The sequence below is a fragment of the Bacteriovorax sp. BAL6_X genome, from assembly GCF_000443995.1.
Classification (GTDB): domain Bacteria; phylum Bdellovibrionota; class Bacteriovoracia; order Bacteriovoracales; family Bacteriovoracaceae; genus Halobacteriovorax_A.
This window is the reverse complement of record NZ_AUMC01000003.1, coordinates 278,619-291,764: the sequence shown is the minus strand read 5'-3', so window position 1 is coordinate 291,764 and position 13,146 is coordinate 278,619. Positions and strand designations below refer to the sequence as shown.

Sequence of the window (13,146 nt, the reverse complement as noted above, 5' to 3'; positions counted from 1 at the left end):
TTATTTTTTCCCACCACTACTGTCTTCATCTACAGCAAGTACGGCCAAGAATGCTTCCTGTGGAACCTCAACAGATCCAACCATCTTCATTCTCTTCTTACCTTCTTTTTGTTTTTCAAGAAGCTTTCTCTTTCTTGAAACGTCACCACCATAACACTTAGCAAGTACGTTCTTACGAAGTGCCTTAACAGTCTCACGAGCAACAATTTTAGCACCAATTGCGGCCTGGATGGCAATATCAAATTGTTGACGATCAATAATCTTTCTTAAACGACCAACAAGATCTCGTCCCTTATAATAAGCGTTATCAACATGACAAATAATTGATAGCGCATCAACTTTTTCACTATTAAGTAGTACATCAACCTTAACTAACTTCGAAGGCTCGTAACCTTTAAAGTCATAGTCCATTGATGCGTATCCCTTAGTATAACTTTTTAACTTATCGTAGAAGTCAAAAACCATTTCACTAAGAGGAAGGTCGTAAGTCACTTGTACACGCTCTTCCGTAATATATTTCATATCTGTTTGAATACCGCGTTTTTCTTCACAAAGACGAATGATCTTCCCTACATATTCATTTGGTACGTGAATTGAAATTGAAACGATTGGCTCAGTAATCTCTTCAAATTTACCAGGCTCTGGCATCATTGAAGGGTTATCAACTTCAACAATCTCACCATCATTCATCTTTACTTTATAAGACACAGAAGGTGCTGTTGAAATTAAATTTAAACTAAATTCACGCTCTAGTCTTTCTTGAATAATATTCATGTGTAGAAGGCCTAGGAAACCACAACGGAATCCAAAACCTAGGGCCTGAGAAGTTTCAGGTTCATATGTAAATGAAGAGTCGTTAAGAGCTAGCTTTTCAAGTGCATCTTTTAACACTTCATAATCATTAGACTCGACTGGGAAGATACCACAAAAAACCATTGGCTTTACTTCTTCGTATCCACCTAAACTTGGTGTATCTTTCTTCTTGGCATTGATAACTGTATCCCCAACTTTTACATCACGGATATTTTTGATACCACATATTACCATTCCTACTTCACCGGCACCGAGTTCTTTTACCTCAGTAAAAAATGGAGTATTCACAGCAAGCTTAAGAACCTCATACTCTTGATCAGAGTTCTTAAGATAGATCATATCTTTCTTATTAATTGTACCTTCAACAACTCTCAGTAAGAAGATTACACCTTGATACGGGTCAAACCACGAATCAAAAATTAAACCTTGAAGGTCTTTATTTGGATCACCTTTCGGGCATGGAATTTTTTCAACAATAGATTCAAGGAGGTCTTCAACGCCTAGACCTGACTTTGCAGATACTTCATCAGCATCTAAAGCCTCAATTCCTACAACATCTTCAATTTCTTGCTTTACACGATCCGCGTCTGCATGAGGAAGGTCGATCTTGTTCAGTACAGGCATAATTTCAAGATCATTTTCAATGGCCATATAAACATTGGCAAGAGTCTGTGCTTCCACACCTTGAGAAGCATCAACAACAAGAAGTGCTCCATCACAAGAAGCAAGAGACCTCGAAACCTCATATGAAAAGTCAACGTGCCCCGGAGTATCGATGATATTTAGGTAGTAAGTCTGTCCATCACGGGCCTTGTAATTTAAGCGCACAGTCTGGGCCTTAATTGTAATCCCACGCTCTTTTTCAAGTTCCATATTATCGAGAATACGATCAGATTTCTCGCGATCAGTAATTGAACCTGTTTTTTCAATTAATCGATCTGCAAGTGTCGACTTCCCGTGGTCAATATGGGCAATAATGGAAAAATTTCGAATTAGTTTCCTATCAATCATTGTATCTATAACTCCGCTAAATTCCACGAATCATAGCACAGATTTCTAGGGATAACTATATTTTCGAGTGTTTTGAGGCACCTAAATACTTATGATGCCTCAACTTGTTTAGACATTACCATAAGGTAATAATCCAGTGACGAGTCGCGTCCACGAATTGGAATAACTGACGCATAGCCTTCATAAATATATTCAACGACTTCCTCGGCCTCTTCCTGTTCCTCGGTAACTTCATCACCTTCAATATCAACCTTTACTGAAATCTTATCCCCAACTTCTTTATCTGATTTAGTTGAGTCATCGCGCTTAGCGATTTTGATTTCCTGGTTTTCAATCTTTGAACGACGCTTAATGGCAAGCTCATAGGTCTCAATAATACACTGCGGAATAATTGAGTCAGTCATCACCTTACCAATTGTATCCTCAGATTGAACCTGAAGAAGTTGGTAAATCTGATTATTCATATACATCAGCTCACCCTTGGCATTTGTTAAAAGAACCGGCCTTTTAACCATATTGGCGAGTACATCAAATTTTCTATTCTCAACAACAATCTTATCCGCACGTAATTCTTCAAATTTCTTAAAAGAGTGAATCATCTTATTCATCTCTTGGGCAATTTCACCAATCTCGTCATCTTGGGAGTAATAAATGGACACATCAAAGTTACAATCTTGAAGCTCACGAATTGCATCCTTAATTTTCTTAAATGGCAGAGCTATCTTTCCAGGAATTACTAAACCTAAAATTATTGTCCACAGAAATGCGATGATAAGAGTAATCATCATCTTACGTTTTGTTTCGTTGATAATACCCTTAATCTTCTCTTCTCTTTCAACATTTTGGTAATACTGAATATCTTGAAATTCGGAGAAAGCATCAAGGATTTTGTCCGCAAGCTCCCCAATAGAAGTCATTCCAATATTATTTCGATGGAATAAGGATGCTTTACTTAGAATAACTTTCAGAGAGTCTGTATAAGAGAGCATCTGTCCAATAATCTTTTTAACTTCAGGCTCATCATAGTGAGTATCCAGTCTTTGAAGTTGCGATGTAAATGATTCACAAAGATTTAGAATCCTTTCAACCATTTCTGGAGTAGGCTTCTTCGTTAGAATTCTTCTTTGATTCTTTAGAATCGCAACGGCCGAAATCCTAACTTCGTCAGTAATAAGAGTTACTTTATTAGAACGATCTGTTATCGACTCAATTTCTTTATTCAGATTATTTAAATGATAAAAAACGATAAACGCAAGTAGGATTACCACAGCTGCGGCAAATGAAAAACTCCATGCGACTCGGTTTCTTAGTGATAAATTCAAAGTTATTCCCCTTTATGCGACGTTAAAGACTTATGCATCCTCAAGATCAGCAAAAAGTTTATTAAAGTTTTTCTCACTTCCGACAAGAACAACGATGTCATCTGATTCGATAATATCCATCGGCATCGGACAATCATTAATCTCCATACGATAAGCGGACTTACCATCTTCAGTGATATATGGAACCTTCTTTTGAAGGGCAACGATATTAAGTGAATAGTTTTGACGAATCTTACTCTCAACAAGAGTTTTACCTTCAAACTTCTTCCCAAGCTTTAGCTCGACAATTGAATAACCTGCTGCAAAGTTGTAGCGCTGGAGAACGTGTGGAGCAATAATCTTAGAAGCAACAATCTCTCCCATCTCCTCTTCAACTTTAATAATTTCAGAAGCACCAATTTCATGTAAAACGTGCTCATGGAGTTTTGAGGTAGCACGGGCAATTACACGACCAACTCCAAGTTTTCGAAGCATCGTAACGGCCATAATCGACATTTGAATATTATCCCCAATGGCCACAACTGCTGTATCAACGTCAGAAATATTTACTGATCGAAGCGATCTCTCATCTGTTACATCAAGTGCAACAGCGTGAGTTGTTCGGTCTTTAATTTTATCAACGAGCTCATCATTCTTATCAATAGCAATTACCTCGGCACCTTTTTCAAATAGTCCGACAGCAGTTTTTGCACCAAATGTCCCTAGCCCGATAACAGCAACTAGCATATAAAATCCTTTATTTAATTTTAACCAATCATTATTCGTCCGTCAGGATAGTCTAATTTACCTGAGTATTTCTGTCTCTCACCAATAGCTAAGATTAAAGTGAGAGGGCCAATACGTCCAATAAGCATTAGCATCGAAATCGCAATTTTTCCCGCGACAGTTAAAAATGGAGTAACTCCAAGTGTAAGCCCTACAGTTCCCCCAGCACTCAATACTTCAAAGAAGAGAGGCAGAAAGTTTTGGTTTGGCTCTATCTTCATCATGACAAAAATAAATGATGTTGAAACAACAATAGAGATGAACATTAGCGCAGTTGCCTTAACAACAACAGGGCCTGCGATCTTACGATCAAACATCATAACGTTCTTGTCACCTTTAAGTGTTGAAATTATAGATTGCACTAAAATTGCAAGAGTTGTTGTCTTTACCCCACCGGCGGTTGAACCGGGAGAGCCACCAATGAACATAAACATGGCCATCATATAAATCGTATATGAGTGGAGATTTGTTAGTGGAATCGTATTAAACCCGGCCGTTCTTAAAGTAATCGACTGGAAGACAGATATTTGAATTTTCTCCCAAAGGTTATAGCCATCAAGGGCACCAAGGAACTCTCCAAAGAAGATAAAGATTGCTCCACCAACAGTTAGAGCAAGCGAAGTAATGAGAACGACTTTTGTGTGCATTCCCAGTCTGACAATAGTCTTTTCTCTCGTGACAACTTCCTTTAACTCCTTAAGAGCAATAAAGCCAATCCCACCAAGAGAGATCAGGATAGCTATTGTTCCGTGAATTAACGGATTAGTTGCGTAGTTTTCTAGAGAGTTATCAAAGAGAGCAAAGCCTGCGTTACAAAAAGCAGAAACACTATGGAAGAATCCGTAGTACATTGCCTGACCAAATTCAAAGCCTTCAAAAGTAAAACCAATCGTTAGAATGATTGCTCCCCAAAGTTCAATAATGAAAGTGTACTTTACAATATTGATAATCATGGCAAAGAGTTCTTCAAGCGAAGAGACATCGAGAAGGTCTTGCATGATGATACGATCTTTCATCTTCATCGATCGTCCAAGAACGATGGCCATCGAAGAGTATAAAGTCATGATGGAAAGCCCACCAATTTGAATCAATCCTAAAATAACAAGTTGTCCCACAATACTAAAACTTGTATTTGTTCCAAGTGTGGAAAGACCTGTTACACATGTTGCGGAGGTTGCAGTAAAAAGAGCGTCTACAAAACTAATACTGACTCCATCCGCAGCAGATAGAGGAAGCATTAGTAGTAATGTTCCAGCTAAAATAACCCCACCAAATGTGAAGAGTACAAGCTGAGCAGAAGTTAATTTTATTTTACTAAAGAGCGTATCAAATCGGTTCTTATATTCCCGATTTGTTGTCTCTCCCCCATCATCATATAAAGATAAGATTGTTGAGAGTAAGTGAGCACTCGCTAATAGATATGTAAACTTTAAGTCACCCCAAGTAATTAGTGTTGGGATAAATACTAGTAATGAAAATGAATAGCGACGAAAAAAGTCTTCACCATTCTTTGCTTCAATCATGTTCTTAATAACCGTTAAAGCAATAGCAATTGGGACTACCCAAACCATTAAGTCTAGGGTATTCACGATAAACTTTTGATTCCAACTGGCAGGGACCTTCTTATTATCAAAGAGAGTGAATAAGAGGATAAAACTACCGTTGAAAAAAAGTTCAAACAGGAATGACAATTTTTGTAATAATGATGCCATATTATTTAATAATATTACTAATTTAGCTAAGTTGATACTTATAGCAGATTGAGACATATTTTCCTATGACTAAAAAGAAGAAACCAAACAAACAGATCAAGTTTCCAAAAGATTTCCCAGTGAACTTCAAAGTCGAACACCTCGACTCTCTTGGTCAAGGCGTTTCAAAATTAAATGGAATTACCTTTATCCAAAAAACTCTACCAGGAGAAGAAGGAAAGGCCCTTGTCTACAAGTCTAAGAAAAGTATTCAGTTTGCAAGTTTAACTGAGTTAACTAAGAAGTCTCAATTACGTACCGATTCAGAATGTCCTTATTATAACGAATGCGGAGGATGTCACTTCTTACATACTAGTTATGAGAATGAAATTGAATTTAAGAAAAAGGCTTATCTCGACAATTTCCATCGACAATTTAAGATTGACCTTAGTGATTCACTAGTTATTCACAAAGCAAGTGATCGCTACCATTATCGAAATCGTATTCAGCTTCATTACAATAAGAAATATGGCACACTTGGTTTCTTTAATGACTCAAATTCAAAAATCACTTCTATTAAAAAATGTTTAATGGCAAATGATGATATCAATAATGAGTTAGCTAACTTACATGACAATTGGCAGGGTGAAGCAAAGAAATCAAAGGGACATATTGAGTTATTCCAACGTGATGGAAAGATCTTAAAAACTTTTGACTCTTATTATTCTGCGGAGGGATTTCTTCAAGTAAACCCGCCAATGAATGAACGCTTATTAAAATTAGTTAATGAAAAAATGAAAAGTGTAACAAGTGACTCTTCAATTACAGTCGACCTATTCGGAGGAAATGGGAATATAACAAAATCCCTTTCTCATCGAACGATTGTTATGGATGCTACTGCGTCAAAATATATTCAGTTACAAAATAAAGATTATCAGGAGTATTGTGAGCTCGATATTTATGATCAAGCGGCCGTATCTAAGCTTCAAGCCTATAATATAAAAGATATCGATCTACTCGTTATTGATCCACCTCGAAGTGGCCTTAAAAATATTGATGAATTTACTAAGGTACTTAATCCAAATTATATCGTATATGTGAGCTGTAATAATCAAACACTTGCCCGAGATACTCATAAAATTCTTAACAATTATCTTATTGAAGAAGCCCACATGTTCGACTTCTTCCCAGGTACCCGACATTTTGAATCAGTTATCTTCTTTAAACATAGGTAACGATTGTAAGCTCTTAGATTAACATTGTAATGGACGCTGAATGCCATTACAATTAAAGAGTATATTCTCTTTTTAATCTAACGTTTTTGGTGAAATGATGAAACAGACAACAGTTACTTTTCTATTTGCAACATTAATTGGAATCATGACAACTTCTTGTTCTTCAAGTCAGAAATCTGAACAGTTGAAAAAAGCAGAACTCTTCTATACATATGGCACTCAAAAGATGATTGATAAGGATTACTCTCAAGCACTTGAAGCCTTAGAGAACGCCAACCAATTAAAGCCGAATGATACAAAGACGCTAAACAATCTTGGTCTTGCTTATTATTTCAAAAATAGACCTGAAAAAGCTAAGTTCTATTTCAAACAAGCAATTGAAGTAGATAATAAGAACTCTGATGCCAGAAATAACATCGCTTCAATCTACTTCAAGGAAGGTGACTATAATAAGGCCGAAGAGCAGTATAAAGTTGTTCTTAAAGATCTTATCTATCGCTACAACTACCGAGTAAAGTACAACCTATCTCTAATTGAACTAAAGAAAGGAAATAAAGAAGCGGCCATAAAATACCTTCAACAAGTAATAGGCTATACTTTAGACTATTGTCCGGCTCCATTTCAACTTGCCATGATTTACAAGAAAGATGGAAATATTAAAGATGCTATTAAGAATTTAAATATTGCAACAACTGGTGAGTGTAAAAAAGAAATTGCACCTAAGTTTGAACTTGCAGAGATTTATCGCTCTCTTGGAGAAAGTAAAAAGGCGTTACCTCTTTATAATGAGATCATTGAGCAGTTTCCAAGAACTGATTATGCGAAAAGAAGTTTAGTAATAAAAAATAATCTAATGAAGAACGTTTATTATTCAAACAAATTTGAAACTGATAATTTATAATTAAAAAGGCGTAATAATGGAACAGGAAGTTGCAAAAGAAGCCCCAAATCTATCTTTAGGTCAGTACCTACAAAAGGCCAGAGATAAGAAAGATCTAAGTATCGAAGCAGTAAGCAGACATACAAGAATTAATCTTACCAACCTATCGGCACTTGAAGCAGATGACATTGAAAGGCTTCCTAATATTGCATATGTAAGAGGGTTTGTTAAAACTCTAGCAAAGACTTACGACATCGATGCAGAGGAAGCGACAAAAAAACTTGAAGAGCTTTACGGAGAGATCGCAAGCGAGAAGTCGCAACCTCTTGAAGCAGATGACTTCCCTCAGGCCAATGTTGAAAAGAAACAAGACCTTGTAAAAAAAGAAGTTCAGATTTCTGATTCATTAAAATACAAATTGCTTGGCGTTGTAGCGGCCTTTTCAATAGGTATCTTTGTTTACATAAACCTCGATAAATCTAAAGAAGTAGACACAGGAGAAGATACTAAGGAAGTTGTTCTTGAGGCGCAGGTCTTAGATGAGAACACTCCTATGCAAGATTCGGCAGTTGATGAAACAACAAATGATCTTGTGGATGAAGAAACTCCATCTCAAGAAATTGAGGAAAAGAAGCCCGAAGTAGTTGAGACAAAAGTAGAAGAAAAACCCGCAGAAGAAAAACCTGTTGAGAAAAAAGAAGAAAAGGAAAAAGAGCTAAGCTTTTACAATTTACCTTCTCCTCTCTTTGCCTTCAAGGACATCTCAGAAGAAGAAAAAAATGAAATCATCCCAGCTAATATAAGAGCAGCTTTTGAAGAGGACAAGCAAAACATCTTTCTAAAGGCAATGACTGGTGACTCTTGGATTGTTTATAAGAGTGATAATGATCCAATTAAGAAGTTCACTCTAAAAGAGGGACGCTACTTACTAATTAAAGGTGACCAAGTTCTTCTTCGTCTTGGAAATATTGATGCATTAAATGTTTTCTATAATGGAGAACTACTTGGAATGTCTTCACGTTCAGGTGTTAAAAGTTTAGTTTTTCCTGTAGAGATCGCAAAAGATCACAAACTCCCACTTTTTATTTTTGATAAAAACGGTGGCGTCAAAACTTCTAAGCAATACTTAGAGGAAAAAGCAAACTCTCAAAACTAAGAATTCCAATCTATTTTTTTATAATAACTAATTCCTATAGCTCCTGTAATTACCGCTGGTAAAAACAGGACTAGGGGGATTGGAACATTATTTTTCTTGGCCAAGGACACCCCTGAAAAGTAGAGTGCGTAGTAGATAATCGTCACAAGAAGAGCCAGCGCACTTGTATTTCTTGTCGCTCCACGTCCCTTCTTTACACCAAAAACAAAGCCTAGAAGAGCGAAAATAATACATTGAATTGGTATCGTATAACGTCCCCAATATTCAATACTTCCCTTTCTAATATCATCTTCAAGATTATCTTTAATTCTCTTTGTCTTCGCTTGCTTGAGCTGGCCGTTCAATTTTCTAAGATGTCTTCTAAGCTCATTAGATGACATCATGCTGGCCTTATTAACAGTTGAAAAGCTTTGACTAGTAACAATTGGATACTCATAAGTTTCAAAAAGAATTTTTTCTATCTCATGTCCCTCTTTATCTATTGAAATAATACTGCCATTAAAGAAGTCAAAACGAATATTAAGGCCTATAGAGTCACCATCAACTTTTGGTTTATTTAGAACTCCCTTTTTGGCCATAATAACTTTATCAACACTATTTTTTGAGGAAATTCTTAAAAATACATTCTCCAGTACCTTCCCTTCTTCTTTTACATCTTCAGCAAATAGAATAACTCCTGGAATTTCAGTAAAAAATTGTTCTTTTTTTATATCAGTTAGAATCCCCTTTGAGCCAAGTTGCTTAAAGGTGTTTCTAAAAATTTTCTTAGATGTTGGAATCATATTTGTATTCAGAGATACAACCGAAGCGGCAATTAGAATTGAAATAATGAAAAAAGGAGAAAAAATTCGATGTTTATTTATTCCCATGGCCCTTAAGGCAACAATTTCAGAGTCTTCACTTAATTTATTTAGTGTATAAATCATGGCAAAGAGAATTGACAGTGGAGTCGCCATTGGGATGAAACTAATCGAAATATGGCCAAGAATTTCTAAAAATTGTAAGATTCCTACCCCTTTTTTCGTCACAAGCCTCATGAATTTGAAGAGTTGTGTCGTTAAGAGGAAAGCAACAAAGAATGTAAGACTCATCGTAAATGGTACAATAAAATTTGACGCAAGGTATCTTTGAAATATCTTCGTTGGGATTAAATCTTTAATCTTTTTGACTGCGTCCATGAAAACCCTTGCCGACTTTTGTCATACTTTGTCTTTTTGTATACTTACTGTTAGTTTATACCCTCTTAAATCACTTTGAAACCCCCTTTTAAGGAGCAAATATGAAATTCACTTTGAATTTAAATTCTAAAGAAAGTTCAAGTGCTGATTGCTATGTAATTGGTGCTTACTCGACAATGACTAAGAAAGCGAAAAAAGAAGTTGCAACTGTAGCACTTACAGGTTGGCCAAAAGAGCTTAAGGCTACTTTTGAATCAATGAGCAGCTCAGAAGACTACACTGGAGCGAAAGGAACAACTTACTCATTTAACCACTATGGTAGCGATGTTTTAGTTATTGGTCTTGGTGACAAGACTAAAGTAACAACTGAAGATATTAGAAAAGAGTTAGCAAAAGCTTATAAAACAGTTTCTAAATACAAGAAAGTTGCTGTAGCTTTTGACACTTTCACTTACAAGTCAAAGAAAGAAGAGTCTCTAGCTATTCTAGTTGAAGCTTTCGAAATGACTGCATATAAGTTTGATAAGTACCTTTCTGACTCAAAGCCAGCAAAGCTTAAAGAAGTAATTATCGATACTGCTGAAAAAGCAGCTAAAAAGAAAGAATTTGATAAAGCTATCAAAAACGCACAAATCGTTGCTGAGTCTGTAAACGTTGCTCGTGACTTCGTAAACGAGCCACCAAATGTTCTTCGTTCAACAGAATACGCTAAGCGTGTTAAAAAAGATGTTGAAGGAATGGCCGGTGTAAAATGTAAGATCATGGGTAGAAAAGAACTTAAGAAAGAAAAAATGGATCTTTTCCTATCTGTTAACGACGGTTCTGCATTTGATGCTCAGTTAGTTCACCTAACTTACACTCCTTCAAAAGCAACTAAGAACACTAAGCACATCGCTTTCGTAGGAAAGGGACTTGTTTTTGATACTGGTGGATACTCACTTAAGCCAGGTGGTTCAATGATGAATATGAAGTTTGATATGGCCGGTTCAGCAACTGTTTACGCTGCATTTAGAGCTGCTGCTAAAATGAAACTTCCAGTTAAAATCACTTGTATCCTAGGTATGACTGATAACGCAGTTAACTCTAAAGCAACAATGCCAGACTCAATTGTAAAAGCTAGAAATGGTAAAACAGTTGAAATTCTAAACACTGATGCTGAAGGACGTTTAGTTCTTGCTGACTGTCTAGACTATGCTTGTGACCAAAAACCAGATGCAATCATCGACGCTGCTACACTTACAGGGGCATGTCTAATGGCACTTGGTACTGAGGTTTGTGGTCTTATGTCAAATGACAAGAAACTGGCTTCTAGCCTACTAAAAGCTGCAGACTCTGCAGATGAGTATATGTGGGAACTTCCAATTATCCCTGAGTGGCAAAAAGATATGAAAGGAACTATTTCAGACCTTAAGAATATCGGTGGTTCACGTTGGGGTGGGACAGCTAAAGCAGCAGCATTCCTACAAGAATTCATTAAAAATGACATTGCTTGGGCACACCTTGATATCGCAGGTGTTGGAGATTCTCAATCTCACTTACCATACTGTCCACCAAAAGGTGCTTCAGGAACTGTGATCAGATCTCTTGTTGAGTACTTAAAGCAAAAATAAGAAGTCATCCCAGTGAGTAGTAACGCAATTTTTAATATTGTTCTATATGCGCCAGATATTCCCGGAAACACCGGGAGTATTGGGCGCACTTGTATCGCTCTTGGTGCAAGACTTGTCCTTATAAAACCTTATGGTTTTGATCTTTCAGAGAAGGCCGTTAGACGAGCAGGACTTGATTACTGGAAACACGTTGAAGTTGCCGAATATGAAAACTGGGAAGAATTTCTTGATAATGAAAAACCACAAGAAGAAGATCTATTCTTCTATACAAAGACTGCTAAAGAAAACCACTTCTATGGCCGTAACTACTCTAATGGTTGTTACTTAGTCTTTGGTTCCGAAACAAAAGGGCTACCAAAACATATCTTTGATAGCCACCCTAATCGATTATTTTGTCTTCCGATGTTTTCAGAGCATGTGAGATCGTTGAACCTCTCAAATGTGGCCACGGCCGTAGCCTACGAAGCATTAAGAGTTATTCAATACTAAAATTGGTATCCCATTCCTAAAGTTACCCTATACTGATCAAGCTTAATATCTTGACTTGAAATCTCTAGATTTCCGTCTACAAGGTAATCGAGTCCTAGCGTAATATCCATTCCTGTTTCGCGGTATCCAAGGTCTACAGAAGTATAAACTTGCTCAGATTTAGAGCTATTAATCTCAAGATTTCTATAATCAATTCCTGGGGTTACATATAGGTATTTCGTATAAAGAACTTCAAGATCAAAGTTAAACTTCATTCTCTTATAATCTCCTGTTTCGTAGCCGTTATCCCCAGTCTCATATTCGAAATCAGTATCAAATTCTAAGTTACTATGCTTTAGCGTTCCACCAATAAAGAATTCTTTGCGTGTTCCACGATTAAGCTCTTGGCTTTTCGTCTTAACACTTAAACCAGATTCTATAGTAAGAACCTCATCTAAATATCCGCCAGCAAGAGTTAAGTCCGCATAGTAACCATGTCTTTGTGAATTTGGTTTTACATACTTATAAGCACCGCCAAAACTTACGCGATTAATATTAAACATTGTTGAAGCTTCTACTTCAAAAGTATTTATATTCTTATTTTGTATATCTCTTTCTATATTGCGATAACCAAAACCAAAAGAAACTAAGTCAACAGGCCTAAACCCTAATAGAAGAACGGCCTCTCTATTATGACCTACCTCTGTTATGATTGGCCTAGTCTGAGCGAAGCCAATATTGTCGTTATATGAAAATTCGGCCGAAATTACACGATTTCCAAAAGCACCATTGATATCAAAATCAGAGCTATCAAGAGTATCGATATCTTGAATCTCAGCACTTCCACCCTCGAATTGAGAATTAAAAAATTGTCTGCGGTCATTTGCCACGGCCATTGAAGAGCTATGTCTAGTTTTACCATCTTTAGAGATTTCAGGCATAACTCGGTTTGCAAATGCAGTTGATGATAATAATAGCGAAAATACAAAAATTTGTTTATTCATAACACCTCATAAA

The 13,146-nt window shown here is 36.5% G+C and carries 11 protein-coding genes; 5 read left to right on the top strand and 6 right to left on the bottom strand.

Annotated elements, in window-relative coordinates:
- From lepA to M902_RS01545, 4 genes are all read right to left on the bottom strand, one after another.
- Positions 1-1,824 carry a translation elongation factor 4 gene (gene lepA / locus M902_RS01560; protein ID WP_021265778.1) on the bottom strand — a complete coding sequence of 608 codons (1,824 nt, stop codon included), beginning with the start codon at positions 1,822-1,824 and terminating at the stop codon, positions 1-3.
- An 89-nt stretch (positions 1,825-1,913) separates the two neighbouring features.
- Positions 1,914-3,146, bottom strand: coding sequence for a HAMP domain-containing protein (locus M902_RS01555; RefSeq protein ID WP_021265968.1), 1,233 nt, complete (start codon positions 3,144-3,146; stop codon positions 1,914-1,916).
- Between the two features lie 30 nt (positions 3,147-3,176).
- Complete coding sequence (locus M902_RS01550) at positions 3,177-3,872, bottom strand: TrkA family potassium uptake protein (RefSeq protein WP_021266154.1); 696 nt, start codon at positions 3,870-3,872, stop codon at positions 3,177-3,179.
- A gap of 20 nt (positions 3,873-3,892) precedes the next feature.
- Positions 3,893-5,623 (bottom strand): TrkH family potassium uptake protein, encoded by a 1,731-nt coding sequence (locus M902_RS01545; protein ID WP_198011848.1) that lies wholly within the window; start codon positions 5,621-5,623, stop codon positions 3,893-3,895.
- Positions 5,624-5,688: 65 nt separating this feature from the next.
- Here M902_RS01545 and M902_RS01540 point away from each other — a divergent pair, with 65 nt between their 5' ends.
- The 3 genes from M902_RS01540 (at position 5,689) to M902_RS01530 (ending at position 8,873) form a co-directional block, all read left to right on the top strand.
- The gene (locus M902_RS01540) at positions 5,689-6,837 is read left to right on the top strand and encodes a class I SAM-dependent RNA methyltransferase (protein ID WP_021266176.1); all 1,149 of its coding nucleotides are present in this window, start codon (positions 5,689-5,691) and stop codon (positions 6,835-6,837) included.
- Between the two features lie 97 nt (positions 6,838-6,934).
- Positions 6,935-7,738, top strand: a complete 804-nt coding sequence (locus tag M902_RS01535; protein WP_021266259.1) for a lipopolysaccharide assembly protein LapB — start codon at positions 6,935-6,937, stop codon at positions 7,736-7,738.
- Positions 7,739-7,754: 16 nt separating this feature from the next.
- Positions 7,755-8,873 carry a helix-turn-helix domain-containing protein gene (locus tag M902_RS01530; RefSeq protein WP_021266140.1) on the top strand — a complete coding sequence of 373 codons (1,119 nt, stop codon included), beginning with the start codon at positions 7,755-7,757 and terminating at the stop codon, positions 8,871-8,873.
- Here the strand turns inward: M902_RS01530 and M902_RS01525 are convergent.
- Complete coding sequence (locus M902_RS01525) at positions 8,870-10,051, bottom strand: LptF/LptG family permease (protein ID WP_021265995.1); 1,182 nt, start codon at positions 10,049-10,051, stop codon at positions 8,870-8,872. The two genes, M902_RS01530 and M902_RS01525, sit on opposite strands and share 4 nt — an antisense overlap.
- A gap of 101 nt (positions 10,052-10,152) precedes the next feature.
- Between M902_RS01525 and M902_RS01520 the strand changes: the two genes are divergently transcribed.
- Together M902_RS01520 and M902_RS01515 are read left to right on the top strand one after the other, a co-directional pair.
- On the top strand, positions 10,153-11,661 hold the full coding sequence (locus tag M902_RS01520; protein ID WP_021265790.1) for a leucyl aminopeptidase: 1,509 nt from the start codon (positions 10,153-10,155) through the stop codon (positions 11,659-11,661).
- A gap of 12 nt (positions 11,662-11,673) precedes the next feature.
- Complete coding sequence (locus M902_RS01515; protein WP_021266338.1) at positions 11,674-12,150, top strand: tRNA (cytidine(34)-2'-O)-methyltransferase; 477 nt, start codon at positions 11,674-11,676, stop codon at positions 12,148-12,150.
- Here the strand turns inward: M902_RS01515 and M902_RS01510 are convergent.
- Entirely contained in the window at positions 12,147-13,133 is a 987-nt protein-coding gene (locus tag M902_RS01510; protein WP_021265716.1) for a hypothetical protein, read from the bottom strand. The two genes, M902_RS01515 and M902_RS01510, sit on opposite strands and share 4 nt — an antisense overlap.
- Positions 13,134-13,146: the final 13 nt, after the last annotated feature.

Coding starts and splice junctions, on each gene's coding strand:
- lepA (WP_021265778.1), bottom strand. CDS start 1,824: ATGATTGATAGGAAACTAATTCGAAATTTTTCCATTATTGCCCATATT.
- M902_RS01510 (WP_021265716.1), bottom strand. CDS start 13,133: ATGAATAAACAAATTTTTGTATTTTCGCTATTATTATCATCAACTGCA.
- M902_RS01535 (WP_021266259.1), top strand. CDS start 6,935: ATGAAACAGACAACAGTTACTTTTCTATTTGCAACATTAATTGGAATC.
- M902_RS01525 (WP_021265995.1), bottom strand. CDS start 10,051: ATGGACGCAGTCAAAAAGATTAAAGATTTAATCCCAACGAAGATATTT.
- M902_RS01530 (WP_021266140.1), top strand. CDS start 7,755: ATGGAACAGGAAGTTGCAAAAGAAGCCCCAAATCTATCTTTAGGTCAG.
- M902_RS01550 (WP_021266154.1), bottom strand. CDS start 3,872: ATGCTAGTTGCTGTTATCGGGCTAGGGACATTTGGTGCAAAAACTGCT.
- M902_RS01520 (WP_021265790.1), top strand. CDS start 10,153: ATGAAATTCACTTTGAATTTAAATTCTAAAGAAAGTTCAAGTGCTGAT.
- M902_RS01540 (WP_021266176.1), top strand. CDS start 5,689: ATGACTAAAAAGAAGAAACCAAACAAACAGATCAAGTTTCCAAAAGAT.
- M902_RS01545 (WP_198011848.1), bottom strand. CDS start 5,623: ATGGCATCATTATTACAAAAATTGTCATTCCTGTTTGAACTTTTTTTC.